Origin of the sequence: Microbacterium deminutum (assembly GCF_039530205.1) — a bacterium.
Taxonomy (GTDB): domain Bacteria; phylum Actinomycetota; class Actinomycetes; order Actinomycetales; family Microbacteriaceae; genus Microbacterium; species Microbacterium deminutum.
This window is the reverse complement of sequence record NZ_BAAAOG010000005.1, coordinates 166073-191794: the sequence shown is the minus strand read 5'-3', so window position 1 is coordinate 191794 and position 25722 is coordinate 166073. Positions and strand designations below refer to the sequence as shown.

Sequence of the window (25722 nt, the reverse complement as noted above, 5' to 3'; positions counted from 1 at the left end):
CGTGAACTCTCCAGAGATGATCTTCAACACGACGACCCGATGCTTCGACACGACCCAGACTGTCGCCTATGACGCGACTCACGTGTCGCCTATCACCTGTCGCCTATGTCGCGAACCCAGACACCCTATCCTCCGCGTTGTGAACGGCGTCGTCCCGAAGGGGCGACGCCGTTTGCGCACCCCGTCACTCAACCCTCGAAGTCCTCGGGCTCCGCTTCGTCGAGGAACTTCTTGAACTCGTCGAGACTCTCGGCCGCATCCGTTTCGGTGAGGACGTCCGGCACACCGGCATCCTCCATCACCGCGTCCGCGACCCAGATCGGCGCACCGATGCGCGAGGCCAGTGCAACGGAGTCCGACGGGCGGGCGTCGACCACCCGCACTCCGAGCGGGCTGGACAGGGTGATCTCGGCGTAGAAGGTGCCCTCTTCGATCCGGGTGACCTCGATGCGCGACACCTCCGCGCCGAGCGACTCGATGATCGACACCATGAGATCGTGCGCCATCGGGCGGGGCACCGGAGCGCGCTCGACGGCAACCAGGATCGAAGTGGATTCCAGTTGGCCGATCCAGATCGGCAGCAGCATCCCCTCGCCGGGGATCTCGTCGATCGGCTTCAGCAGGATGACGTGCTGGCCGGAGGCGTCGAGGGCGACACCCGCCACACGGACTTGTACCATCGCTGCTCTCCCTTCGGATCGCGCACGTCCTGGTGCCATCGTAGGCACCCGATGCGGATCCGGGCCCCGCACATGCGGTCGGCACTCAGGCCGCGCGGTGTAGCGTGGGATCTCGAATTCAGGCGAAGGGGGGCGACATGCTCGACTCGCTCCTGTCGAGTCTGCACCTCGTGCTCGGGGCGCTCGGCCTGATCTCGTCACCCGAACTGGGCTCGCTGGGCGCACTGGGCCTCACCGTCGCCGTCGTGTCGGCGGCGATCGTCGCTGCGGCAGTCCTGGCGCTCGCGCTGCCGGACGCGGCACCCCCTTCGCTCGCCCGGCCCGTCCGGGGCATCGACGCCTCTTCCCCGCTCGCACAGAGCGATCCGGATGCCGCGGGCCATCCGCGCCCGCGAGCCCCGGGTTTCGCGGCCGCGGCCGCGTAACCGAGTCCCCGGCATCGCACGCTCCAGCGGCGTGTGATGCGCCGTGGCATCCCTTCGTGGCCGATCAGCCCCTGATCGCTCCCACGAACGGATACCACCATGGACTTCTTCGCCTTCCCTCCCCTCGCCGCCATCCTCGACCTCGCCTACGCCGGCCTTACCGGCCTGACCACCCTGCTGCAGCCGGTGGCCGGTGCCTCAGCCGCTGCCGCGGCCATCGTCCTCGTCACGCTCCTGGTACGCGCCATGCTCATCCCGGTCGGCATCGCGCAAGCCAGGAACGAACAGACTCACGCGCGCCTCGCGCCGCGCCTTCGCGCACTGCAGAAGCGCCACCGCAAGGATCCGGAGCGGCTGCAGCGCGAAACCGTGCAGCTCTACCGCGACGAGAACACGTCGCCGCTCGCGGGCTTCCTGCCGATCCTGATTCAAGCCCCCCTCGTCGGCGTGCTCTACGCCGTGTTCCTTCATGCCACGATCGCTGGACACCCGAACGGCCTGCTCGCGCACACGCTGCTCGGTGTGCCACTCGGCGCCGGCCTCGCGGGCTCGGTCGCCGCCGGCACCGCCGACGTCGCGACGTGGATCGTCTTCGGCGCAGTCGTGTTGCTGATCGCGGCCGTGGGTGAGGTCACGCGGCGGGTGCTCCGTCCCGCCGTGCCCGTCGCCGACGGCGATTCATTGCCGGCGGGACCTCTTCGCCTGCTGGGCGTGCTCCAGTTCGCAACCGCCGTCGTCGCGATGTTCGTGCCGCTGGCCGCCGGCCTCTATCTCGTGGTCACGGTGGCGTGGACGCTCGTGCAGCGAGTCATTCTGCGCCGCCGCTACCCGCTGCTCGTGACTTCCGGCTGATGCCGATCCGATCTATTCACCGGAATGGGTGCCGGTGAACTACCGTTGCAGTCGTCATGCAGCGCTTCGGAACCCTCTCGTTCGGACACTACGGCCCCCTCGGCGGCGGGCGACAGCTCACCGCGGCGGACTCGATGCTGCAGGCAATCGACCTCGCACAGGGCATTGACGACCTCGGCGTGAACGGCTCGTATTTCCGCGTCCACCACTTCGCGCGCCAGCAGTCCTCGCCCATGCCGCTGCTCGCGGCGATCGCCGCGCGCACCCAGCGCATCGAGGTCGGCACCGGCGTCATCGACATGAGATACGAGAATCCGCTCCATCTCGCGGAAGAAGCGGCATCCGTCGATCTGATCAGCGGCGGAAGGCTCGCGCTCGGCGTCAGCCGCGGCTCACCCGAGACCGTCGTGCGCGGGTACGAGACCTTCGGCTACACCGGGTCGGAGGATCCTCGGGGCGCCGACATCGCGCGCGAGCACTTCGACCTCTTCCTGCGCGCCATCGAGGGCGAGGGCCTCGCCGAGCGGGACGCCACCTCGGCATTCGGTCCAGGGGCCACCGGGATGCAGCGGATCGAGCCCCAGTCGCCGGGTCTTCGCTCGCGCGTCTGGTGGGGTGCCGGCAATCGGGACTCCGCCGAGTGGGCGGGGCGCGTCGGGGTCAACCTGATGTCGTCGACGCTCCTCACGGCGGCCGACGGGCGGGCGTTCGACCTGCTGCAGGCTGAGCAGATCGACGCGTTCCGCACCGCCTGGCGCGACGCGGGTCACGCAGGCGAACCGCGGGTGTCGGTGAGTCGCTCGATCTTCCCGCTGGTGACCGCCGAAGACCACATGTACTTCGGCGGCCGCCAGGACGGTGACCAGATCGGGGTGATCGACGGCATCCGCTCGACCTTCGGCAAGACCTATGCGGCGGAACCCGACGTCCTCGTGGAGCAGCTGCTGGAGGACGCGGCGATCCGGTCGGCCGACACGCTGATGCTCACGATCCCCAGCCAGCTGGGCGTCGAGTTCAACCTCAGGGTCGTGGCGTCGTTCGCGGAGCACGTGGCCCCCGCGCTCGGCTGGGTGAGCACGCGCGGCTGACGCCGATCGCCGGATGCCGCTTCAACCGGCGTCTTCGATGAGGTGGAGCTGCGTGCCGTCGGGGTCGATGAGGTATCCCGCTCGCTGTCCCCACTCGCGGAGCGCGACCGGAATGAGCCGGGGGATGCCGGTGATCACTTCGGGCACGCCACTGTCTCGCACCGCCGAATACAGCGTGTCGAGGTCGGCGATGCGGACGCTCGTCATGAACCAGCTCGAGTAGGGATCGTGTTCGGGAGCGAGGAAGAACTCGAGCACCACGCTGCCGCGGTTGAGGATCAGCCAGCCCCCGTCCCGATACGACGCCTCGAAGCCGAATCCGCCGTAGAACGCGACCGTGACGTCGAAGTCGCGTGAGGGAAGGTTCGGCACTGCGCGATCCGCCATGCCTCGAACCTACGGCCGTGCGCCGCGCGAGTGAAGAGGCAGAGGGTGCCGTGCCCTGGATGGCCGCGCGGCGTCGCCCCCGCTGCGGGCGTGAAGACAGACACCTTGCGTTCGGGGTCGACACGGTAGGTCCGGGCGGTGGCACAGCAGCCGGTCGCGGAACTCCGGCTGGACGGCATCCAGCATTCCGACCAGCTCGACGGCGCGCACTCCCACCGTTGGATCGACCAGATCCCGACCCTCAGATCGAGCGCTGATCCGCCCCCTCCAGTCGGTTCAGCGACTCGCTTCGGATTCGTCGAACTCGGGCAGCGCGAGCGGCAGCTCGCGCGTGGCATCCCAGGGCTCGGTCCACCCCAGACGGTCGAAGAGTCCGTCGAGCAGCATCCCGGTGAAGCCCCACACGAGGTGCTGGCCATTCGCATGCCGCACGAGGAAGCCCGGCCCGCGCCACTCCTGGCCGTCGCGCCGGATCACCGTGGATCCGCGGTTCGCGGGATCGAGCAGGTCGGCGACGGGTGCGCGGAAGACATCGGAGGACTCCGCTTCGTCCACGACCCGAATGGGTGAGGGATGCCGCCACCATGCGAGGACGGGCGTCACGAGGTGCTGCGAATAGACGAGCGGGATGCTCTCGAGCATGCCGAGCACTTCGACGCCGGCCGGATCGAGCCCGGTCTCTTCGCGGGCCTCGCGGAGGGCCGCCGCAATCGGTCCGTCATCGCCGGGATCGACCCGCCCGCCCGGGAACGCGACCTGCCCCGGATGCGATCGCAGCGTCGAGGCGCGGGCCAGCAGCAGCACATCCAGGTCGCGTGAGACGGCGCCGGCGCGCGCGTCATGGTCGCTGGGGAACGAGTCGAGCACACCGAACAGGATCAGCACCGCCGCGGAGCGGGCATCGGGCGTGTCCGGCAGGTCGGCGAGCGATGCGAAGACCCGCGCACCGTCACCGGTGGCCGCGGAGCGGGCGACGGCGTCGAGCTGCGCCCGCGCCCTAGGCGGGGTGTGGTCGGCGGGCATTCCTTCAGGCTACGCCCGTCCGCCTGCACCGCAGTCGTAATGCGACGGGCCGCGAGGGCATCGACTCGCTGCTCCCCAATGCGGGCAGCTGGGCCATCCGCAGACCCTGCAGGAGCTCGCGCGAGAGAGTCTGCGGCGCACCCACGGCGGCCGCGGGTTCTCATGAACCCCGCCGTCACGCGGCGCACACCGATCGACGAACTTCGGGTCAGCGGCCCCGCCGAAGCGGCAGTGCGGATCCCGGCCGCATCCCGACTCGCCGAGGCTACGAAGAACCCTGGTCGCCTCGCGCCACGACCGCGGGAAACCGCACACCGGCGATCTGCTCGGAGATCGCCCAGATCCGTTCCGCCGCGGCGACGTCGCTGACCCTTCGATAGATCGGCTGCGGCCGTGGCGGACCCTGAAGATGCATGAAGCCGCCCGGTCCGTACAGAGTGCCGGGGGCGGCATCCGGACTCGCGACCGCGAATTGGGCGGTGAGGGATGCCTCGGCCGGCGTCCCGCCGACACCGGCCTCCATCGCGCGCCGGGCGATGCGAACTCCAACCCGGCGGCTGTCGCGCAGTGCCGCGGGACCGATGTTCGTGATGGCGATGCCGGGATGGGAGAGATTTGTGGTGATGCCCCAGCCCGCCGCGTCGCTGCGGCGCCCGAGCTCGAGAGCGAAGAGGCTCAGCGCCACCTTGGACGCCCCGTATGCCTTGAAGGCGGAGTAGCCCCGCTCCAGCTGCAGGTCATCCCAGTGGATGCCCAGATGTGCGGCGGCAAGACTGCTCTGCGCCGTCACCCGCGCCCTGCCGCGCGACAGGAGCGGCAGAATCGCCGCCACGAGGGCGAAATGGCCGAGGTGGTTCGTCTGGAAGTGCAGCTCGAGACCATCCACGCTCGTGCTTCGCTGCCGCTGCCCCAGCGCGATCATCCCGGCGTTGAGCACGACGAGATCTATCGCTCGTCCGTCGGTGTGCAGAGCCTCGGCGCACCGGCGAACCGAACCGAGGTCGGCGAGATCCAGATCCACGAGGTCGATCGACGCCCGCGGCAGCTCCGCGCGGATGCCGGCGATCGCGCGCTCGCCCTTGGCGCGGGTGCGAACCGGCAGCACCACGTCCGCACCGGCCCCCGCGAGACCGCGGGCGATCTCGACGCCCACGCCGTCGCTCGCACCGGTGACGAGAGCCCGGCTGCCGGCGAGGTCGGGCAGGCGGACGTTCCAGCGCGAGGTTCGCGGCGAAACCATCTGGGGTCTTCTCGGCGAGGGCGGACACGGAATCGGGTGGCGCTGATCGAGCACACTCTAGCCGGTCGACGATGCGACCCGGAAGCGTCCGCGATCGGGCTGGGATCAGGCGCCACACGGCGGCGCATGCCTTTAGTCTCGATGCATGGCGACGGCACCGGAAGCGGGCTGGTACGACGACGGCACGGGCAAACAGCGCTGGTGGGACGGAATGCGCTGGACCGAACACTACGTCGACCTGCACGAGCGGTATACCGACCTGCACACCGGGGCGCCGCCGGCCGGCGTTCCCGCTCAGCCGGGATGGTACGACGACGGCCGTGGACGACAGCGATGGTGGGACGGGGCCCGCTGGACGAACGCGTCCCGCTTCAGCGGCGAGGAGCAGTCGCTCGCCGGCATCGTGGTCGACGGTCGATGGATCCACTTCGGCGCGTGGAGCCAGCCTGTCGCGGGTGCCATCGCCTCGTATGTCAGCGGCGCAGAACTCCTCAAGCGCGGGAGGCTCAGCAGGCCGGCTGGGGCCCGCGCGCTCTACGGGCCGTCCGGGCTGATCACGCCCCGGCTTCTGCCACGGACGCTCGACAGCATGGCCAACTACCTCCTCGTCGAAGTCGCGGGCCAGGTCTGGCTCGCAATGGTGGCTGCCGGACAGGATGCCGAGGCACGCCAGTTCGTGACCTGGATCAACAACGTGTCGGAGCACTATCGCTATCGGTGAGCGCGCCGATTCACGGCTCGCTCACAGGTTTCCGGGACCAAATGGCCCTCGGCATCCGTTCTGCTCTATGACGCCGCACCCAGCCGCGTCATCACAAGGAGGAATCGTGTCCACCGACTACAGCAAGTCCCCCGAGGCGCTCAGCCGCCTCACCGACACCCAGTTCGCCGTGACGCAGAACGACGGCACCGAGCCGGCGTTCCGCAACGAGTACTGGAGCAACCATGCCCCCGGAATCTACGTCGACATCGTCTCGGGTCAGCCCCTCTTCTCGTCGACCGACAAGTACGACAGCGGAACCGGCTGGCCGAGCTTCACCAAGCCGATCGACCCCGAGGCCGTCACGACCAAGACCGACTGGAAGCTGCTCATGCCGCGCACCGAGGTGCGCTCATCGGGAGCCGACAGCCACCTGGGGCACGTCTTCAAGGACGGGCCCAGGGATGCCGGCGGCCTGAGATACTGCATGAATTCGGCGTCGCTGCGCTTCGTGCCCGTCGCCGAGCTCGACGAGCAGGGCTACGGTGAGTACCGCTCGCGCTTCGACACAACCGACACCCACACCGAGGAGCACGCATCATGACCAGTGGACGCACAGACACCGGAATCATCACCCAGACCCCGGGCTCCGAGACCGCGGTCCTTGCCGGCGGCTGCTTCTGGGGCATGGAAGACCTCATCCGCCGCCAGCCCGGCGTGCTCGACACACGCGTGGGCTACACCGGGGGGAGGAACGACCACGCGACGTATCGCAACCACCCCGGGCACGCCGAGGCTGTGGAGATCGTCTTCGATCCCGCGAAGACGTCGTATCGCGACATCCTGGCGTTCTTCTTCCAGATCCACGACCCTTCGACCCTGAACCGCCAGGGGAACGACATCGGCTCGAGCTATCGGTCGGCGATCTTCCCGCTCACACCCGAGCAGGAGCGGGTCGCGCGCGACACGATCGCCGACGTGGATGCCTCCGGCCTCTGGCCGGGCGACGCGGTCACGACCATCGAGCCCGCGGGCCCGTTCTGGGAGGCCGAGCCCGAGCACCAGGACTACCTGATCACCTACCCGAACGGGTACACGTGCCACTTCCCGCGCGCGGGATGGGTGCTGCCCAAGCGGGCGGACGCCTCCGCCCCCGCCTAGGGACGAAGAGCTGTGGATGCCGCGACCGGCGCGTCGCGGCATCCACCGCTCGAAATCGTCGGCCATCCAGAGTCTCGGCAGGGGGACGATGAGGATCGGGATGCTGGGCCCCATCGCCTGGCGAACACCGCCGCGGCACTACGGACCGTGGGAGCGCGTGACGAGCCTCCTCACCGAGGGACTCGTGCGGCGCGGGGTCGATGTGACCCTCTTCGCCACCGCCGACTCCCTCACGTCGGCGCGCCTCGAAGCCGTCGCGCCGCACGGATACGAGGAGGACGATCGTCTCGACGGTCGCGTCTGGGAAGCCCTGCATGTCGGCCGCGCGATGGAGCTGTCCGGCGCATTCGACCTGGTCCACAGTCACCTCGACTGGCTGCCCCTCGCCTTCGCAGGATCGTGGCATGCGCCGCTCGTGACGACCATCCACGGCTTCTCGGGTCCCGCCATCCTCCCGGCGTACCGCCGCGCCTCGTCCGCGTTCGTGTCTATCTCGGACGCGGACCGCACACCCGAACTCGAATACATCGCCACCGTCTACCACGGCATCGACATGGCGGAGTTCGAGGCCGTCCCCGTCGTGGGAGACGACCTGGTCGTCTTCGGGCGGATCCATCCTGACAAGGGGACGGCCGACGCGATCGAGATCGCCCGGCGGGCGGGGAGGCGACTCGTCCTCTGCGGGATCGTCCAGGACGATGCCTACTTCTCCGAGCAAGTCGAACCGTTCATCGACGGCGAGCGCGTGATCTATCGAGGATCGGTCGGCCCGGCCGATCGCGCGGATCTGCTCGGCTCGGCGTCCGCGCTGCTTCACCCGATCCACTTCGATGAGCCGTTCGGCCTGTCGGTGATCGAGGCGATGGCCTGCGGCACCCCCGTCATCGCCTACCGCCGCGGATCGATGCCCGAGGTGGTCGACGAGGGCGTGACGGGTTTCCTCGTCGACGATCTCGATGGTGCCGTCGGCGCCGTCGCGCGCCTGCGCGAGCTCGACCGCGGACGCGTGCGCGAACGGGCGCGCGGGAGATTCGACGTGGAGCGGATGGTCGACGACTATCTCAGGGTCTACGAGACCTTGCTGGCATGAAGCCCGCTGTCAACCCTCGGTGTGTGCTCGGCCCGCCGTGCTGTAATCGCCATCAGCGCGCCTGAGGACCGCCAGGCGAATTCGCTGTCTCGTCGCAGCGCCCGGCTATCCGCCGCACGAGCACCGAGAGGATCGCGATGACACGCTTCGGATTCGTTTCCACCTACCCCCCGACCCGATGCGGTCTGGCCACGTTCACCGAGGCGCTCGCCGCCGAGATGACGGCACCGCCGTCCGATTCGGCCATGATCGTGCGAGTGCTCGATGGATCCGAACAGCGCGGTCGGAGCATGGGTGAGCGGTCCCTGGTCTCGGCCGAGTTGTGGCCTGACGACCCCGCGAGCATGCGCACAGCGGTGGAAGCGCTGAATGCGTGCGACGTGGCGATCGTGCAGCATGAGTACGGCATCTACGGCGGCCGCGACGGGGACGAAGCGGTGACGCTGCTGAACACGCTGTCGGTTCCGGTGATCGTCGTGCTCCACACGGTGCTCGCAGCGCCGACGGGTCACCAGCGCTCGGTGCTCCAAGCCGTCTGCGGGGCGTCGGCGGCGGTCGTGGTGATGACGGACAACGCCGCGGCGATCCTGCTCGACGAGTACGGGGTGAGCGCCGCGAAGGTGACGGTGATCCCCCACGGTGTCCCGTCGCGTCACGCCGAGACGGCGGCACATCACTCGGACCTCAAACGTGTCCTCACGTGGGGTCTGATCTCCGCCGGCAAAGGCCTGGAATGGGGCATTCGCGCCGTCGCCCGGCTGCGTGATCTCGACATCCCGGTTGAGTACGTCATCTCCGGCCAGACCCACCCCAAGGTGCTCGCGCACGAGGGTGAGCGCTATCGCCGGGGCCTCCAGAGCCTCGTTGCGGAACTCGGCCTGCAGGATCGGGTCACTTTCGACGACCGGTACGTCGACGCCGCGGACCTCGACGGCCTCATCATGAGTGCCGACGTCGTCCTGCTGCCCTACGTTTCGCACGAGCAGGCGACCTCGGGCGTCCTCGCCGAAGCCGTTGCGGCGGGCATTCCGGTGGTATCGACACCGTTCCCGCACGCCATGGAACTGCTCTCGAGCGGGGCCGGCCAGCTCGTCCCGCATTCCGACCCGGAGGCGATGGCGATGGCCATTCGGCGCATCCTGACGACGAGCGGAACCGCGGAGGAGATGCATCAGGCCGCCCTGCAGGAGTCGCACCTCGCAACCTGGCCGGTGGTCGCCGAGCAGTACCGACTGCTGGCAGAGTCCATCGATGACGTCGAAGCGGCATGAGCAGACCGGCATCCCTCCCTCTCGCACATCTCGACGCGATGACAGATGAGCGCGGGCTGTTCGAGCACTGCCGCTTCGACGTCCCGCGACCTGAGCACGGGTACTGCCTCGATGATGCTGCGCGTGCGCTGATCGTGCTCATGCGCGAGCCCTCCGACACCCCCGTGACCCGGCGCCTCATCGAGGTCTGCTTCCGGCTCGTCGACCGTGCCGTCGTGGGCGACGGGCGCGTGCACAACCGGATGTCGCCGACCGGCGAGTGGACGGATGACGCCGGCCTCGGCGACTGGTGGGGCCGGGCGCTCTGGGCACTGGGTTTCGTGGCCGCGCACGGTCGCGAGACCACGCTGCGCGACCGTGCGCTCGCCGCGTTCCGGCGAGCCGGATCTGCGCGATCTGTCCACGTGAGAGCTTTGGCATTCGCCGCACTCGGTGCGGCGGAGGTGTGCCTCGTCCAGCCCGACGATCCCAACGCTCGAGCGATCCTGCGTGATGCCGCAGCGGTACTCGCGGTCGACGGGCCGTCCGCGCCCTGGCAGTGGCCCGAGCCGCGCCTACGGTACGCGAACGCATCGCTCGCCGAGGCGCTTCTGGCGGCGGGCACGACGCTCGACGACGAGCGCCTTCTCGATCGAGGCCTCGCGATGCTGCGGTTCCTGCTCGACATCGAGACACGCGACGGGCATCTGTCGGTCACCGGAGTCGAGGGCCGAGGGCCGGGTGAACGCGATGTGCAGTTCGATCAGCAGCCGATCGAGGTGGCGGCGATCGCCGATGCCTGCAGCCGGGCTTATGACCTCACCGCGGATCCGATCTGGCGAGACCACGTCGGCGTCGCCTGGGCGTGGTTCGAGGGCGACAATGACAGCGGCGCGAGACTGTTCGACGCTGACACCGGCGCCGGCTATGACGGACTCACAGCCGGCGGCCGCAACGAGAACCGCGGCGCTGAGTCGACGCTCGCCGCGCTGGGCACCTATCAGCAAGCCAGAAGAACGGGAGTGCTCGATAGGGTGTCACCGTGACATTGCGGGCACACAGCGCTTCGCTCGACCACGACCCGTCGCGGGTGGTCTCGCGGTTCTTCCTCCCCGGCGAGGGCACGCCCACCGCTCACTCACGCATGAGTCAGATCATCGAGCGCGTGCTTGCCATGCCTCCGCGCGAACTCGACGATGTCGCGCGCGGGATCCTCGCCGACTTCGCGACGCAGCAGCCGGATGCCGAGGGCGTGCTGACGATGAACGCGCGTGCTGTCACTGATCGCGTCACGGCGCACCGCCGTCTCACGCCGGCACAGCTGGTCGTTGTCGGCTCGGCGTTCACTGCACAGTTCGCGGTCGAAGGGGCTGCACTGTGCAACCCCAGCGCTGTGGTGCATCCTTCCCAGGACGACCTCGGGGAAGACGAGCTTCGAGTCGCCGTGTCGCTGCGGTGCATCGGCGAGGGCCACATCTCGTCGATCGGATTCGCCGAGGCGGTGATCGGCGCCGATGACACCTGGACGTTCATGCCGCGCCGGGCACCGCTCGAGCGGGGGGAGATCTCCGGCGGAGAATGGTCGCGATCGCATTTCGGTCACGCCCTGGATGCCGAGGACAAGCTGGACGACCTTGCCAGCGCGGTGATTCCGACCCTGCCCGAGCGGTTCGGAGTCGGTCACCTCGAGACCGCCATCGACTCGCTCCATCCTCAGCTCGTCCGGCGACCGAGCAGCCGATCCACGCTGTCGGCGCTGCGTGAGGTGGCGGAATCCGCCTACCGCGCGAGGTTCTCCGCCGATGTCGGACTGAGTGGGCGGGTGCTCCTGCCGGTCGTTCCCGACGAGGACCACGGGGTGGAGGACGCGCGATTCGTCCGCTTCCTCGGCGGCGATGACGCGCCGCAGTACCGCGCCACCTACACCGCCTACAACGGCCGGGACATCGCGCCCCGTCTGCTGACCTCGCCGGATCTGCTGTCCTTCGAATCGCACCGGCTCACCGGCAGCGGTGCGCGGAACAAGGGCATGGCCCTGTTTCCGCGACTGATTCACGGCCGGCACCTGGCGGTCAGCAGGGGCGACGGCGAGAACATCTCGCTCGCCGGATCGGACGATGGCCTCGTGTGGGAGGACCTGGGCATCCTGTATGCCCCCACCGAGATCTGGGAGCTCATCCAGCTCGGCAACTGCGGGGCGCCGATCGAGACCTCCGAGGGCTGGCTCGTGCTCACTCATGGGGTGGGCCCGCTGCGCACCTATTCGCTCGGGGCGCTGCTGCTAGACCTCGACGACCCGACTCGGGTCATACGGCGGGCGAGGGTTCCGCTGCTGCGGCCCGAGGGCGAGGCGATGAACGGCTACGTGCCGCGAGTGGTGTACTCGTGCGGCGGGATCCTGCACCGAGACACCGTCTGGATTCCTGTCGGGGTCGGGGATTCCCGTATCCGCGTCTATTCCATCGCCCTCGATGCGCTGTGGGACGCCATGCCCGAGACGCGCTTCGCGCTCTGACGGTTCGACCGCACGGGATCAGGATGAGCCGGGTCCGCGCCTCCCGAGGATCCCGGCGAACATCGAGTGCACCAGTGGAACCACAGCCGCCGCTTTGAGGATCGCGCCGAACGCCGGCGCGGCCGGCCGAAGCAGGATGCCGCCGACGAAAAGGCCGACGAACAGGATCGCCGAGACGATCCGCCGCCCCATCCGTTCGAGGCGCTCCACACGCCGCTCGAGCCGCGAGTTGTCGACGACCACCCTGCCGTTCTCGAGGCGTGTCGCCAGCTCGTCCAGGCGCTGCGGCAGGCGCGCATAGACCCCGGCGACGGAGACAGCCTGCTTGGCGAACGCCTGTACGGCGTTGCCGCCCTCATCACGCAGCAGCTGGCCTGCATAGGGCTCGACGGCGTTCCACACATTGAAGGAGGGATCCAGAGAGCTGCACATGCCGGAGGTCAGCGACATGGCGCGGACGATGAGCAGGAAGTTCTCGGGCAGCTGGAACGGCAGCGAGCGCACGACATCCCCGAATTCGGTCGCGAAGTCGCGGAACTCGCGCGGGTCGACCTGCTGCAGCTCGGCGAAGCCCATCCCGCCGAAGCGGGCGAAGAGCTGGGTCATCGCCCGTTCCAGGTCGGCGGTGTCGGCGGAGGGCAGCAGCACGCCCACGTCACGGATGCTGTCGACCAGTCCTTTGCCGTCCCGCGCGGCGACGGCGATCAGCAGACGCTGCAGACCCCGGCGGAGGGAGTCGGGGACCTCGCCCATCATTCCGAAGTCGATGAACGTCAGCTTCCATGCCGGCTCACCCGCGGCGGCGCCGCCATCCAACGGTGTGACGAAGATGTTGCCGGGATGAGGATCGGCGTGGAAGTAGCCGTGTGAGAAGAGCTGGTCGAACATGACCTCGGCGAACTCCGCTGCCACCGACGACGGGTCGATTCCTGCTGTTCGCAGGCCGTCGACGTCATTGATCTTGATCGCGGTGACGTCGGCGAGGGTCAGCAGACGCCGCGTCGTCCGCTCCCAGACGACCGCCGGCGCATCCACGCGAGAGTCCCCCTTGAAGCTGGCCGCGAATCGCTCAGCACCTGCCGCCTCGTGGATATAGTCGATCTCCTCGAGGCTCGTCTGAGCGAACTCCTCGACGAGCGCGGGCAGATCCACGTGGTCGGCGACGATGCGGACGCGGCTGAGCCATCCCGCCACCCGCCGCAGCGCCGACAGGTCGACCGCCACGATCGCGTCGATCCCAGGGCGCTGGATCTTCACGACGACCCCGTCGAGCCCGGTCTCTGCCGCGTCGAGCGGCGCGAGCCGTGCCCGGTGTGCCTGGCCGAGGGATGCCGCAGCCAGCGGTGTCGGGTCAACCGACGCGAAGGCGCGTTCGAGCGGCATCCCCAGCTCTTCCTCGGCGGAGCGTCGCATCAACTCGAACGGCACCGCGGGTACCTCGTCCTGCAGACCTTCGAGCTCGCGGGTGATCTCCGGTGGCAGCACGTCCAGGCGCGACGACATGAACTGACCGACCTTGATCATGAGACCGCCGAGGCTGACGGCGAGCACGTGGAAGCGCTTGGCGATGTGCTCGAGCCGGGCAGCGCGTCGCCGCGCCGAGAGTCTCGCGAGCCCGATGCGCGGCAGGAAGAGCTCGAACCACCATGCCTGCGCCATGTAGCGGGCCGCGAACCGCAGAATGCGGCGATAGCGGGCGCGCGTGATTCGGTCGTCGGGCATCGCGTCTCCTTGACGCCGACGTGCCGGTGGCACCCGGGTCAGTCTTGAGCGAGGATCGAATAGAGCTTACGACGAGCCTCGTCGAGCACGGCCACTGCCTCCTTGACCTGTTCCGAGGTTCCCGAGCGGCCGACCTGCGCGGCCGCCTGAGCGAGGTCGATGCCCGCCTTCGGCAGTGCCCCGATGCCTGGGGAATCCTTCGTGCCGGACGCCTCCCAGGGTGCCGGGCCCGCGCCCTCGGTCTCCTGCCGGCCCGCGTCGGTGAGGGAGTAGGTCTTGCGACCGTTCGACTCCTCCGCGCTGACCAGGCCTTCGTCCACGAGCAGCTGCAGCGTCGGGTACACCGAGCCGGGGCTGGGCTTCCACGAGCCGCCGCTGCGCTCTTCGATCTCGCGAATGATCTGATAGCCGTGCATCGGCTGCTCCGCGAGCAGTGCCAGGACCGCCGCTCGCACGTCTCCGCGGCCCATGCGGGGCCCGACGCGCTGCTCGAACACCGAACGCAGCTGATCCATCGCCTCGAACAGTCCGGCGGTGGGCCACCCCGAGCCCTGTCCGCGGTTGCGTCCTGCGAAACTTTCGTATGCGCTGCCCATGATGACCTCCCTTTGTGACCGGCATTCCGATCTCGACGATATATGACGATATATCGTTCACCCGAATTCCACCAGGCCCGAGTACGCGCCCCGGCACGGGCGAGGATGCCGATGCCGGCAGATAACTGCAACTATTTGATTGCATTTCCTCGAGTGATGTGCAACCATGGCGTTGCAATACATGGATCGCTCTGCGGGCGACATCAAAGTCAGCTCACCACCCGCACCGCGATCTCTCACACAATGTCGATGAGGAGAAGGATGATCATGAGCATGACAACCAACGAAGCATCCGTGGTCGACCAGGATCGCTTGGCCGTACGGCGCACGATTCACATCGCCGCGGCGATCGAGAAGGTGTGGACCGCGGTCACCGAGCCGGAGCACATCTCGATGTGGTTCGGCACGGCCGACTTCGACGGCAGCGGCGTCGGCACCCGCGGAACCCTCACGTTCCCCGGCTACGGCACGGTGCCGCTGCGCGTCGAGGCGATCGAGGCTCCCCATCTGGTCTCGTACCGGTGGGGCAACGACGACGCGCTCGGCGAGCTCGCGAGCGAGGTCGACCCCGAGCACTCGACCGTGTTCACGTTCACCCTCGAGGCGGTGCCCGACGGCACGCGGCTCACGGTGGTCGAGACCGGGTTCGACACCACATCCGACCCCTCGGCCAACCTCGAGAGCCACCGCGAAGGCTGGGACTCCGAGCTCGACAAGCTCGTGGCCCTGCTCGAGGGCGGCTCGTGACCACCGACACGCTGGTTCCGGTGTTCGCCGCGCTCGGAGACGAGACCCGGTGGAGCATCCTCGCAGCGCTCGGCGAGGGCGACGCTTCGGCGTCCGCCCTCGCCGGGCGCCTGCCGGTGACCCGTCAGGCGATCGCGAAGCACCTCGCCGTGCTGCAGGAGGTCGGCCTCGTCGAGCCGATCCGCGTCGGGCGCGAGGTGCAGTACCGGGTGCTCGGCAAGCAGCTGACCGACACCGCGCGCCGCCTGGACGCCATCGGCGCCGAGTGGGACCGCCGCCTCGCCGCGATCAAGCGGATCGCCGAGGGCCTCTGACCCACCCGACACCGACGCGAGGCTCAGAACATCCACTCCTCGAATCGCGCACCGCCGCCCTTCGGAGGATCGGCGATCACCGCCGGCGGGTGCTGCCGTCGCCGGACTGCGCGCAGCGCCCTGCCCACGGCGACACTCGATATCCCGGTCGCTCCGCCGCGCAGGCGGGTGAGCTCCGCCGCCTTCGGGCCGGTCGGGATGTCGTGGGGCAGCGCGCCCGCTGCGACGATCCAGGTGGGAAGACCCAGCAGCCGCAGCACGGAACGCAGCCGCTCCGACTCGTACACGCTCTCCGGATCGAGTTCCTCCTCGAGCAGCTCCGTGAGCTGTTCTGCGGCATCGGCTCGATCGGACAGCTCGGCGAGCCCCTCGGCGATCTCGACGCCGAACGGCGCAGCGAGAACGTCGTCATCGGCCGTGGGCTCGCGCGACGGATCGCTGCAGTAGCGCCCCAGCTCTTCGCCGTGGCGCCATGCCACGATCCCGAGCTGCCGGTCCTGCCGAACCCGCACCGCGAGCACCCGGCCTCGCGCCTCGGCGGCCAGCAGGCCGCCGACCTCGATCACGCCGCGGCGACCGTCTGCGATGACGCCGTCTCCGGGGTCGCCCAGGATCACGATCCGGCCGTCCTGCGGCGGAGCCATCCACCCGGTGAAGCGGATGCCGCGCAGCACCTCGCGCACGTCCCTATCCGCGAGATCCTCGGCGGCCAGGATGACGGCCCCGTACGTCTCGCCCCGGGGTTCGCCGTCTTCAGCCGGGGTGCTCGACGGAAGGGCCATGTACACGTCTCGATCATCGCGCAGTCCAGAGCGCGCCTGCCACCCGTTGCCGCGCGGGGTGCCGCCGGGCGGAATCGGCTCAGCTCGCGCTGACCCCGAACCGCCGTGCGGACGCGACCTGCTGCGCCACGCGGCGCAGCGCGAGCAGCAGCGGCTCGACGAGCACGGAACCCAGCACGACGTACCGGACCGCGGCATCCGGCGAATCGGTCGGGACGCCGGCCACCTCGGCCTCGGCGATCAGGCTGACGGAATCGAGATAGGCCGTCATGACGTCGACCGGGATGTCGAAGCCGGCCCTGTCGAAGGCCTGCAGCGCGCGTGCGACCCCGGCGACGACATCCGGATCGCAGATCCCCGGCTGCCACCCGAGCCGCCTGACGAGCGGCTCGGCCGCCGAGACGTCGACGTCCTCGTCGAAATGCGCTGTCACCGCCGCGTGGGCCGCGCCCAGCAGATCGTGCGGACTGGGCGGCGGGTCCTCGAGCGCGCGGACGACGCCGCGTGTCTCCGCGATGCTCACGCCCGAGTCGATCAGCGCGCGGATGACGCGCAGCCGGCGGACGTGCTCATCGGCGTAGTCCGCCTGGGTCGGCGAGGTGCGCACGCCCTCGAACAGGAGTCCCTCGCGGAGGTAGTACTTGATCGTGGGCACCGAGACCCCGGTGGCGGCCGACAATTCTGAGATTCGCATGCACTCCCCTTGACATTGGATAGTAGCGCTATCCAGAATAGATAGCAGCGCTATCCAAGGGAGGGTCGCAATGGGCACAGTGATCGCGGGACGCATGACCCACCGATACGACGGCGAGCTGGTCGTCTTCCATATCGGCATGCAGATCAACAAGCCATGGCGGCCCGACCTGTGGCTGCCGGTCCTCGGCGCGATGCCGCGGATGCTCCGCGAGCTGAGCCTCGACCCCGAGTCCGGCCTCCTTGGATACGCGCTGCTCTTGGGACGCGGCGGGCCGTATGTCGTGCAGTACTGGTCATCGGCCGAGAAGCTCTACGCGTACGCCTCCAATCCCGCGCAGGAGCACCGCCCCGCGTGGCAGCGATTCAACAAGGCCGCCCGCAGCGCGCCGGGAGCCGTCGGGATCTGGCATGAGACCTTCCTCGTCGAGCGGGCCGAGACCATCTACGGCTCGACGCGCCCGATGGGCCTCGCCGCCGCGACCGAGGTGGTGCCGATCGAGCGTCACCACGACCGGGCACGGACGAGGATGGCCGACGGACGGACCTCGGCGGTCGCCGGCTGAGGCCTCACCGGCCGCCGAGGTCGATCACGAGCGTCCGGCGGTCCGGCCGGCGGCACGCGCCCTGTCGGCGATCTCGGCATCCGTCACGATCCGCCCGACGGTGCTCAGACCCAGCGCGCTCATCACCGGGTCTGAGTCGCGGTAGTACCATCCGAGACCCATCGCCTGCACGAACGCCCAGGCCGCTCCCCGCACCCACTGCACGTCATCGACGTCGAGCCCGGTCCGCAGCACCGCTCGCGCGCCCGGGTCGAGCAGGTGCCACGCGCAGACGAGCTCGAGGGCCGGATCGGCGGGTCCGAATCCGCCGCCGTCGAGCACTCCGGCCAGGCGTCCCTCGTGCACGAGCAGGTTCGCGGGGATCAGGTCGCCGTGGACCATGACGTCTTCGCCGGTGCGGGGCAGTGCGCGAAATCCATCCCACAGCGCGGCGAGCCGCTCGGCATCGAAATCCGCCGCGCTCTCCCGGACGCACGTGGCGACCCACTCGTCGTGTGCGCGCAGGTCGCCGCCCCGGCCGGCTCCGCCGAACGTCCGGCCTCGGCGGTCGGCACTGCGCATCGCCCGGATGAGCTCGACCAGGTCGTTGGCGAAGGCAGCCGAGTCGGCCATGCCGTCGGGCGTCGCGATCTCGCCCTCGACCCACGTCTGCACCGCCCACGGCAGCGGATAGCCTTCGCCCGCTCGTCCGAAAGCCGCATGCCTGGGCGCGGCGAAGGGTATGCAGTCGGCCAGTTCGTCGAAGGCGGATGCCTCCTGCCGCAGCCAGTTCTCCGCGGCGGCGGGTTCGCGCTCGTTGAGCGGGAACCTCGCCGTGAGGCCGGGTCCGATCCGGAAGATCGCATTGACCGTGCCGCTGCCGTGGAGGCGCTCGACACGCTCGCGACCCCACTGCGGGAACTGGTCGGCGATCAGCCGGCGAACGGCGTCGTCGTCGATCTCGAGCTGGTCGTCGTGCATCCTCATGTCATGACCCCGGATCCGGGTGCCGATCGCGGCATCCCACTAGAGTCATGGCCATGGCACGTGAACAGCACCCTGAGGAAATGCACGGCGGCGTACTGAGCGGAGGCGGCAGCCCGGGGCTCTGGGGCGCACTCATCGGTCTGATCATCTTCGTCTTCATCGCGGTGCCGGCGTCGGCGGCGATCAAGTATGCGACCCATCCGGCGACGCAGCAGCTGTTCGGCGGACGCCTCTCGGATGCCACCACGGGCGGGTACGTCGCGTTCTGGTGGATCGTCGCGATCATGCTGATCGCGCTGCCGTTCCTCGTCGGCTTCGCCGTTGCGAGGATGTCGGCGCGGACGGTCATCATCGTCGCCGCCGTCGTCATCCTCTTCGTCATCGCCGTCATCATCCTCGGTCAGCTCTTCGTCTTCTGATCCACGGCACCGGCGCTCACCACAGCTGGGCGACCAGTTCGGCGAAGACGTCCTCGGCGTCGGTTCGAAGACCCCGGCGCGCGAACCATGTGCAGACGTTGACGATGTCCCGATGGAGGAAGTCGAGCCCGGCAGGATTCGCGGCGATGTCGACGATCTGCGGAAGGTCGATCACCACGAGCCGTCCGTCGTGCACCAGCAGGTTGTAGGCCGACAGATCGCCGTGTGCGAAGCCGGCGCGCGCGAACCCGGCGAGGATCGCGACCACCTGGCCGAGCAGATCGGCGAGCTCATCGCCGTGCAGCCGAGTCTGTGCGAGTCGGGGCGCGGCCACGCGGCCCTCGCCGACGAACTCCATCAGCACCTCGGTGCCGTTGACCTGCACCGGATAGGGCACCGGGATGCCGGCATCCCATGCTCGGCAGAGCGCGCCGAATTCGTTCAGCGCCCAGTGTCCGGCGGCGACCGCACGGCCGTGCGAGGACTTGCGCTCCACCGCCCGCGCATCCCGTGAGTTGCGGATGCGCCGGCCCTCCTCGTAACGCCCGGAGCGGTGGAAGTCGGAGTGCCCGGGGTCACGATAGCGCTTCGCCGCGAGAATGCAGCCCTCGGCGCCGGGCACGGCGCGCTCGATGAGGAACACATCGGCCTCCTTGCCGGTCTTGATGATGCCGAGCTCGGTATCGAAGGCGGCGGCGGCCGTGACGAGCCAGCCGGGGTGCGGCCGCGGGCCGCGTTCGGAGGGGATCGTGGCCGGCCAGGTGGACCAGCGCTGATCGGGACCCGGCTCGTCGAGCGCGAAGTCGAGGGTGGATGCGAGGGGATCGAAGCGATCGAGTGCCATGCGGGGTGAGCTCCAGGACAGGAGGTCACCGGTGTGCTAGCGGGTTGTGGTGACCTCGGAGAGAAGGGGGCGGGCAGAGCGCGCCACAAAGTCGGCCATCATGCTCCTCCTCTCGTCTCGGTTCGTCGGGTCAGTGCCCATACTCTAGCGCCACTGGGATGCGGGTGACAGCCGCCACCGCTCAGGCGGCATCCGGACTGCCATAATCACCGCATGTATGGGGAAAGACTCGCCAAATGGGACCGTGCGATGGAGTGGCCGCTGACGATCACGGCTCTGGTGTTCTTCGCCGCGTACGCGCTCGAGATCCTCGCCCGCCTCACGGGCTCGTTCGAGATCCTCGCCGAAGGCATCATCTGGGCGGCGTGGGCGGTGTTCGTCGTCGACTACGCGACGCGCCTGGTCATCACGAAACACCGATGGCGATGGTTCTACCGACATCTCCTCGACCTCGCGATCGTCCTGCTGCCGATGCTGCGGCCGCTGCGCCTCATGCGGTTCCTGGCCATCATCGCGATCATCCAGCGCGGGGCCGGCGGCATCCTCCGCGGCAGGGTGATCCTCTTCACGATCGGGTCGACGATCCTCATCATCGTGATCGCGGGCCTTGCCGTCTTCGATGCGGAACGGGATGTCGGCAACATCAAGACGTTCGGGAACGCCGTCTGGTGGGCCTTCGTGACGATCACGACCGTCGGCTACGGCGACTTCTATCCCGTCACACCGACGGGCCGCGCCGTCGCGATCGGCTTGATGATCGGCGGAATCACTCTCATCGGCGTCATCACGGCGACACTCGCCTCTTGGATCGTCGAGCGCGTCTCGGACGAGACGAGCAAGTCGGCCGCCACCGAGGACCAGGTCGAGCGACTGCGCGACGAGGTCGCCGAGCTCAAGCGCATGATCACCGACCTCTCCGGCGCGAGATAGCGGCTAGGTGACGGCAGCGGCGGTCAGCAGGCGATCGGCGCGCGAGTAGACGTTCATCGACTGGCCCCGGAGGAACCCGACGAGCGTCAAGCCCGACGCCTCGGCGAGCTCGACCGCGAGCGACGACGGCGCCGAGACCGCGGCGAGCATGGGGATGCCGGCCATCACCGCCTTCTGCACGAGTTCGAAGCTCGCCCGTCCCGACACCTGCAGCACGGTTCCCCGCAGCGGGAGGCGGTCGGCCAGAGCCGCCCACCCGACGACCTTGTCGACCGCGTTGTGGCGGCCGACATCCTCGCGGATCACGAGGAGCTCCCCGGTCGCCGCATCGAAGAGGGCCGCCGCGTGCAGCCCGCCGGTCTTGTCGAACACGGCCTGCTGAGCGCGCAGCGCGTCCGGGAAACCGGCGAGGGTCGCGGCATCCAGACTCATGTCGTCCGAGGCGACCTCGTACGCCGACACGGTCTCGACGGCGTCGATCGAGGCCTTGCCGCAGAGGCCGCACGAACTCGTCGTGTAGAAGCTGCGCGCGAGGCCCGGATCCGGCGGCGCGACGCCGGGGGCCAGTGTCACATCGAGGACGTTGTAGGTGTTGCCGTCCACCGCGTCGAACAGGCCGATGGCGGCCGCGCCCGAGCCGAGGGACCGGCCACCGGTACCGGGCCCGCCGCAGTGGATCGCCGACCGGAACTGCTCGCCGCGGGAGATCACCCCCTCGGACACGAGGAACCCCGCGGCCAGCTCGACATCGTTGCCCGGCGTGCGCATCGTGACCGCCAGCGGTACGCCACCGACCCTGATCTCGAGGGGCTCCTCGACGGCGAGCGTGTCGCTGCGACGGTGGTCCTCACCCCCGATCGTGATCTTCACGATGGGGCGTCGGGTGGTGATCCGGCCCATGTCACCCCCCGATCGCGTTCATGCCACGCGCAGGCTGCAGGAACGAGGGGTCGTTGATCGCGTGACCGGGAAGCTTGCCGCGGACGCAGGCGCGCAGCATCCGGTCGATCGCGCGATCGGTCGCTTCGAGGTGGTCGCCCCCCCGCAGCGCCGGCAGCAGGTCGTACTCGGTCGTCGAGAACAGGCAGTTGCGCAGCTGGCCGTCGGCGGTCAGCCGCAGGCGGTCGCAGTCGCCGCAGAAGGGCGCAGTGACCGACGCGATGACTCCGACCGTGCGGGGACCGCCGTCCAGCGTCCACCGCTCTGCCGGCGCTCCGCCGCGCCCGGGCACCGGGGCGAGGGTCCAGCGCGCCGACAGCGCCGCGAGGATCTCGTCGCGCGTGACCATCCTCGATCGATCCCAGGTGTGGCCGGCATCCAGCGGCATCTGCTCGATGAACCGCAGCTCCGCGTCGTGGTCGACGGCGAAGGACACGAGGTCCACGAGCTCGTCGTCGTTGACGCCGCGCATCGCGACCGCGTTGAGCTTCAGAGGACGAAGATCGGATGCCGCGGCCGCAGCGATCCCGGCGAGCACATCATCCAGGCGATCCCGACGCGTGAGGTCGCGGAAGCGGTCGCGCCGCAGGGTGTCGAGCGAGATGTTGAGCCGTGTCAGTCCGGCGTCGACGAGACCCGGCAGCAGTTCGGGCAGTCGGATGCCGTTGGTGGTCATGGCCAGCTCGACCGGCTCGCCGTCCGGCCCGGCGATCCCGTTCAGCCGCCGGACGACCTCGACGATGTCGGCGCGCAGCAGCGGCTCACCGCCGGTCAGGCGGAACGTCGTGATGCTGTCGGCGGCGGCGACGCGCGCCACGCGCTCGATCTCGTCGAGCGTCAGGATGCTCGACTTCGCGAGCCATTCGTTGCCCTGCTCGGGCATGCAGTACGTGCAGCGCAACGAGCACCGATCCGTCAGCGAGATGCGCAGGTCGCGGTGCACGCGACCGTGCGTGTCGACGAGCGCCGAGCCGGGCAGGTCGAAGGATGCCTGGTGCCGCGCGAGCGCCAGGGCGTCCGCCGCCGCGTCGAGCCGCGGCATCCGCACCCCGATCGCCACCGGCACCGCGCTCATTCGCGCGCGTCCCTCGTCGCTCTCGTGTCCATGCCATGAGCCTAACCGCGGTGGCGGGCACGCGGTCGGCATGGTCGGACCCTCATGAGCCGACCCCGTCGCGGAACGACGGTATTTCTGGGAATCTTTGTCTTGGGGGATTGCGAAAGTCCGGAATCATGTGGTCAGACCACGTGCTAGCGTGTGGTCAGACCATAGAGGCCCATGACGATCGGAGACGCATTGTGGATTGGCTCGACCCTCTGCTCCTCGCCCGCTGGCAGTTCGGTCTGACGACCCTCTACCACTTCCTCTTCGTTCCGCTGACGCTCGGCATGGCGCTGACGGTCTCGATCTTCCAGACGGCCTGGTACCGCACCGGCAACCTGAAATGGCTGCATCTCACCCGCTTCTTCGGCAAGATCTTCCTGATCAACTTCGCGATGGGCGTGGTCACGGGCATCGTGCAGGAGTTCCAGTTCGGCATGAACTGGTCGTCCTATTCGCGGTTCGTGGGCGACGTGTTCGGCGCTCCGCTCGCCTTCGAGGGGCTGATGGCCTTCTTCTTCGAGGCCACCTTCATCGGTCTGTGGATCTTCGGATGGGACAAGCTCCCCCGTGGCCTGCACCTTGCGAGCATCTGGATCGCGACGATCGGCGCGTGGTTCTCGGCCTACTTCATCCTGGCCGCGAACGCCTTCATGCAGAACCCGGTCGGCTATCGCATGGCCCAGGACGGGTCCCGCGCCGAGATGGCCGATTTCGGCAAGGTGCTCACGAACCCGGTGGCCCTCGCCGCGCTGCCTCACACGCTGTTCGCGGCCTTCATGATGACGTCGGGGGTCATCATCTCGGTCGCGGCGTGGCAGCTCGCACGGCGGCAGAACGTCGAGATGATGCGGCCGGCACTGCGCTACGGCCTCTGGGGAATGCTGATCGCGTTCGCGGGCGTCTTCCTCTCGGGCGACCAGCTGAGTCTGGTCATGGTGCAGACGCAGCCGATGAAGATGGCCGCGGCTGAGGCCCTCTTCAACACCGCCTGCGGACCGGATGCCTCGTTCTCGATCTTCACACTCGGCACCCCCGACGGCACCAGCGAGCTGTTCTCGATCCGCGTGCCGTACCTGCTGGCGCTCCTGTCGACGCACTCGTTCGACGGGTGCGTCGAGGGGATCAACGACCTGAACGCGCTCTACACGACCCAGATGTTCCCGCAGTTCGCCGACCAGGTCGGCGGCAGCTTCTCACCGGTCATCTGGGTCACGTATTGGGCGTTCCGCTGGATGATCGGGCTCGGCGCCCTCGCAGCCCTCACCGCCGTCGTCGGACTGTGGCTCACGCGCAGGAACGCGAAGCGCGAGGTTCCGATGTGGGCCTGGCGTCTGGCGATCTGGGCATGGCCGGCATCCCTCCTCGCGATCCTCGTCGGCTGGATCTTCACCGAGATGGGCCGCCAGCCCTGGATCGTCTTCAGCCTCATGCTCACGCAGGACGGCGTTTCGCCGAGCGTGCCCGGGTGGACGGTGCTCATATCGCTGGTCTCGTTCACGGCGATCTACGCGGCACTGGCCATCGTCGAGGTCGGCCTCATCGTCCGCACGTCGAAGAAGGGTCCGGATCCGCTGCCGGGACCCGACGAGCGCGAGGCGCGACCTCAAGCGGTCGAAGACACCCCGACGACGGTCTACTAGGAGGACGCCATGGATCTCGCATACGTCTGGTTCTGGATCGTCGGAATCCTCTTCGTCGGCTACTTCGTCCTCGACGGCTTCGATTTCGGGGTGGGGATGTCGCTCCCCTTCCTCGGCCACGACGACGTCAGTCGCCGGCAGATCATCAACACCATCGGTCCCGTCTGGGATCTCAACGAGACGTGGGTGATCGTCGCCGGGGCCTGTCTGTTCGCCGCGTTCCCGGAGTGGTACGCGACCCTGTTCAGCGGGTTCTACCTGGCGCTCCTGCTGATCCTGCTCGCGCTCATCCTCCGCGGCGTCTCGTTCGAGTACCGACATCAGCGTGACGGCCTGCGGTGGAAGCGCGGCTTCGACACGATGATCGTGATCGGCTCGGCGGTGCCGGCACTGCTGTGGGGCGTGGCCGTCGCGAACATCGTGCAGGGCGTGCCGATCGATGCCGATCACGAGTTCACCGGGTCGCTGCTCACGCTGCTGAACCCGTACGGCCTGCTCGGCGGCCTGACGACACTCCTGCTGTTCTTCACCCATGGGGTCTACTTCGTCGCCCTCAAGACCGACGGCCAGGTGCACGACGACGCTCGTCGGCTCGCGCGGCGTGCCGGGTACGCGACGGTGGTCGTCGCCGCCGCGTTCCTGATCTGGACGATCTTCATCGCCGCCGGACACGGCGCGCCGGCGATGGCGTGGGTCATCGCGACTGCCGCCGTCGCCGCGATCTGCCTCGTGATGTCGATCGTCTTCAACCTTCGCGACCGCGAGGGCTGGGCGTTCGGCTTCGGCGCCGCCACCATCGTCGCCGCCGTGCTCACGCTCTGGTTCGCCCTGTTCCCGAACGTCATGCCGTCCTCGACGAATCCGGACTTCAGCCTGACGATCGAGAACGCGTCCAGCACGCACTACACGCTCACGATCATGACGTGGGCTGCGGTGATCTTCCTTCCGCTCGTGCTGCTGTACCAGGGCTGGACCTACTGGATCTTCCGCAAGCGCGTCTCCCGGACCCGGATCGAGAAGGCCGCGGCATCCGTCGCCCACTGATGCG

Annotated in this window: 29 protein-coding genes; 17 read left to right on the top strand and 12 right to left on the bottom strand. The window is 68.8% G+C overall.

Annotation, left to right across the window (positions count from 1 at the left end; translation table 11 throughout):
- Positions 1-188: 188 nt before the first annotated feature.
- Positions 189-680, bottom strand: coding sequence for a bifunctional nuclease family protein (locus tag ABD212_RS13900; RefSeq protein ID WP_344095632.1), 492 nt, complete (start codon positions 678-680; stop codon positions 189-191).
- Between the two features lie 137 nt (positions 681-817).
- Here ABD212_RS13900 and ABD212_RS13895 point away from each other — a divergent pair, with 137 nt between their 5' ends.
- The 3 genes from ABD212_RS13895 to ABD212_RS13885 all read left to right on the top strand — a co-directional run bounded on the left by ABD212_RS13895 (position 818) and on the right by ABD212_RS13885 (position 3045).
- Positions 818-1105, top strand: a complete 288-nt coding sequence (locus tag ABD212_RS13895; protein WP_344095630.1) for a DUF6412 domain-containing protein — start codon at positions 818-820, stop codon at positions 1103-1105.
- A 99-nt stretch (positions 1106-1204) separates the two neighbouring features.
- Complete coding sequence (locus tag ABD212_RS13890) at positions 1205-1957, top strand: YidC/Oxa1 family membrane protein insertase (RefSeq protein WP_344095628.1); 753 nt, start codon at positions 1205-1207, stop codon at positions 1955-1957.
- 56 nt (positions 1958-2013) lie between these two features.
- The gene (locus ABD212_RS13885) at positions 2014-3045 is read left to right on the top strand and encodes an LLM class flavin-dependent oxidoreductase (protein ID WP_344095626.1); all 1032 of its coding nucleotides are present in this window, start codon (positions 2014-2016) and stop codon (positions 3043-3045) included.
- Between the two features lie 21 nt (positions 3046-3066).
- Here the strand turns inward: ABD212_RS13885 and ABD212_RS13880 are convergent, their stop codons facing one another.
- The 3 genes from ABD212_RS13880 to ABD212_RS13870 all read right to left on the bottom strand — a co-directional run bounded on the left by ABD212_RS13880 (position 3067) and on the right by ABD212_RS13870 (position 5695).
- Positions 3067-3432 (bottom strand): VOC family protein, encoded by a 366-nt coding sequence (locus ABD212_RS13880; protein ID WP_344095624.1) that lies wholly within the window; start codon positions 3430-3432, stop codon positions 3067-3069.
- A gap of 276 nt (positions 3433-3708) precedes the next feature.
- Positions 3709-4455, bottom strand: a complete 747-nt coding sequence (locus ABD212_RS13875; protein WP_344095622.1) for an NUDIX hydrolase — start codon at positions 4453-4455, stop codon at positions 3709-3711.
- Positions 4456-4720: 265 nt separating this feature from the next.
- Complete coding sequence (locus ABD212_RS13870; RefSeq protein WP_344095620.1) at positions 4721-5695, bottom strand: SDR family oxidoreductase; 975 nt, start codon at positions 5693-5695, stop codon at positions 4721-4723.
- Positions 5696-5840: 145 nt separating this feature from the next.
- Here ABD212_RS13870 and ABD212_RS13865 point away from each other — a divergent pair, with 145 nt between their 5' ends.
- The 7 genes from ABD212_RS13865 to ABD212_RS13835 all read left to right on the top strand — a co-directional run bounded on the left by ABD212_RS13865 (position 5841) and on the right by ABD212_RS13835 (position 12411).
- On the top strand, positions 5841-6416 hold the full coding sequence (locus ABD212_RS13865) for a DUF2510 domain-containing protein (protein ID WP_344095618.1): 576 nt from the start codon (positions 5841-5843) through the stop codon (positions 6414-6416).
- A gap of 106 nt (positions 6417-6522) precedes the next feature.
- Positions 6523-6999, top strand: a complete 477-nt coding sequence (gene msrB / locus ABD212_RS13860) for a peptide-methionine (R)-S-oxide reductase MsrB (protein ID WP_344095616.1) — start codon at positions 6523-6525, stop codon at positions 6997-6999.
- Entirely contained in the window at positions 6996-7556 is a 561-nt protein-coding gene (gene msrA / locus ABD212_RS13855) for a peptide-methionine (S)-S-oxide reductase MsrA (protein WP_344095614.1), read from the top strand. Before msrB ends, msrA begins: the two co-directional genes overlap by 4 nt.
- 100 nt (positions 7557-7656) lie before the next feature.
- Positions 7657-8646: a glycosyltransferase family 4 protein gene (locus tag ABD212_RS13850; protein WP_344095612.1), complete on the top strand. Its 990-nt coding sequence runs from the start codon at positions 7657-7659 to the stop codon at positions 8644-8646.
- A gap of 137 nt (positions 8647-8783) precedes the next feature.
- On the top strand, positions 8784-9917 hold the full coding sequence (locus ABD212_RS13845) for a glycosyltransferase (protein WP_344095610.1): 1134 nt from the start codon (positions 8784-8786) through the stop codon (positions 9915-9917).
- Between the two features lie 38 nt (positions 9918-9955).
- On the top strand, positions 9956-10942 hold the full coding sequence (locus tag ABD212_RS13840) for a glycosyltransferase (protein ID WP_344095608.1): 987 nt from the start codon (positions 9956-9958) through the stop codon (positions 10940-10942).
- Entirely contained in the window at positions 10939-12411 is a 1473-nt protein-coding gene (locus ABD212_RS13835; RefSeq protein WP_344095606.1) for a glycoside hydrolase family 130 protein, read from the top strand. The genes ABD212_RS13840 and ABD212_RS13835 overlap by 4 nt, the downstream gene beginning before the upstream one ends.
- A gap of 18 nt (positions 12412-12429) precedes the next feature.
- Here the strand turns inward: ABD212_RS13835 and ABD212_RS13830 are convergent, their stop codons facing one another.
- Complete coding sequence (locus ABD212_RS13830; protein WP_344095604.1) at positions 12430-14133, bottom strand: ABC1 kinase family protein; 1704 nt, start codon at positions 14131-14133, stop codon at positions 12430-12432.
- Between the two features lie 38 nt (positions 14134-14171).
- Positions 14172-14729, bottom strand: coding sequence for a PadR family transcriptional regulator (locus tag ABD212_RS13825; protein ID WP_344095602.1), 558 nt, complete (start codon positions 14727-14729; stop codon positions 14172-14174).
- Between the two features lie 267 nt (positions 14730-14996).
- Between ABD212_RS13825 and ABD212_RS13820 the strand changes: the two genes are divergently transcribed.
- On the top strand, positions 14997-15476 hold the full coding sequence (locus ABD212_RS13820) for an SRPBCC family protein (RefSeq protein WP_344095600.1): 480 nt from the start codon (positions 14997-14999) through the stop codon (positions 15474-15476).
- Complete coding sequence (locus tag ABD212_RS13815; RefSeq protein ID WP_344095598.1) at positions 15473-15790, top strand: ArsR/SmtB family transcription factor; 318 nt, start codon at positions 15473-15475, stop codon at positions 15788-15790. Before ABD212_RS13820 ends, ABD212_RS13815 begins: the two co-directional genes overlap by 4 nt.
- Before the next feature lie 23 nt (positions 15791-15813).
- On the opposite strand, the gene ABD212_RS13810 is transcribed toward ABD212_RS13815, so the two are convergent.
- Together ABD212_RS13810 and ABD212_RS13805 are read right to left on the bottom strand one after the other, a co-directional pair.
- Entirely contained in the window at positions 15814-16578 is a 765-nt protein-coding gene (locus ABD212_RS13810; protein ID WP_344095596.1) for a hypothetical protein, read from the bottom strand.
- A 73-nt stretch (positions 16579-16651) separates the two neighbouring features.
- Complete coding sequence (locus tag ABD212_RS13805) at positions 16652-17266, bottom strand: MerR family transcriptional regulator (RefSeq protein ID WP_344095594.1); 615 nt, start codon at positions 17264-17266, stop codon at positions 16652-16654.
- Positions 17267-17336: 70 nt separating this feature from the next.
- Between ABD212_RS13805 and ABD212_RS13800 the strand changes: the two genes are divergently transcribed.
- Complete coding sequence (locus ABD212_RS13800; RefSeq protein WP_344095592.1) at positions 17337-17831, top strand: DUF4188 domain-containing protein; 495 nt, start codon at positions 17337-17339, stop codon at positions 17829-17831.
- A 24-nt stretch (positions 17832-17855) separates the two neighbouring features.
- Here the strand turns inward: ABD212_RS13800 and ABD212_RS13795 are convergent, their stop codons facing one another.
- Complete coding sequence (locus ABD212_RS13795) at positions 17856-18797, bottom strand: aminoglycoside phosphotransferase family protein (protein ID WP_344095590.1); 942 nt, start codon at positions 18795-18797, stop codon at positions 17856-17858.
- 53 nt (positions 18798-18850) lie between these two features.
- On the opposite strand from ABD212_RS13795, the gene ABD212_RS13790 reads away from it, so the two are divergent.
- Entirely contained in the window at positions 18851-19216 is a 366-nt protein-coding gene (locus ABD212_RS13790) for a hypothetical protein (protein ID WP_344095588.1), read from the top strand.
- Positions 19217-19232: 16 nt separating this feature from the next.
- Here ABD212_RS13790 and ABD212_RS13785 read toward each other — a convergent pair whose 3' ends face one another.
- On the bottom strand, positions 19233-20060 hold the full coding sequence (locus ABD212_RS13785) for a serine protein kinase RIO (RefSeq protein WP_344095586.1): 828 nt from the start codon (positions 20058-20060) through the stop codon (positions 19233-19235).
- Positions 20061-20273: 213 nt separating this feature from the next.
- Between ABD212_RS13785 and ABD212_RS13780 the strand changes: the two genes are divergently transcribed.
- Positions 20274-20990, top strand: coding sequence for a potassium channel family protein (locus tag ABD212_RS13780; protein ID WP_344095584.1), 717 nt, complete (start codon positions 20274-20276; stop codon positions 20988-20990).
- A gap of 3 nt (positions 20991-20993) precedes the next feature.
- Here the strand turns inward: ABD212_RS13780 and fdhD are convergent, their stop codons facing one another.
- Together fdhD and moaA are read right to left on the bottom strand one after the other, a co-directional pair.
- Complete coding sequence (fdhD, locus tag ABD212_RS13775; protein WP_344095582.1) at positions 20994-21890, bottom strand: formate dehydrogenase accessory sulfurtransferase FdhD; 897 nt, start codon at positions 21888-21890, stop codon at positions 20994-20996.
- A 1-nt stretch (position 21891) separates the two neighbouring features.
- Positions 21892-23004, bottom strand: a complete 1113-nt coding sequence (gene moaA, locus ABD212_RS13770) for a GTP 3',8-cyclase MoaA (RefSeq protein WP_344095580.1) — start codon at positions 23002-23004, stop codon at positions 21892-21894.
- Between the two features lie 224 nt (positions 23005-23228).
- Here moaA and ABD212_RS13765 point away from each other — a divergent pair, with 224 nt between their 5' ends.
- Both ABD212_RS13765 and cydB read left to right on the top strand, forming a co-directional pair.
- Positions 23229-24674 (top strand): cytochrome ubiquinol oxidase subunit I, encoded by a 1446-nt coding sequence (locus tag ABD212_RS13765; RefSeq protein WP_344095578.1) that lies wholly within the window; start codon positions 23229-23231, stop codon positions 24672-24674.
- A gap of 9 nt (positions 24675-24683) precedes the next feature.
- Positions 24684-25718: a cytochrome d ubiquinol oxidase subunit II gene (cydB, locus tag ABD212_RS13760; protein WP_344095576.1), complete on the top strand. Its 1035-nt coding sequence runs from the start codon at positions 24684-24686 to the stop codon at positions 25716-25718.
- Positions 25719-25722: the final 4 nt, after the last annotated feature.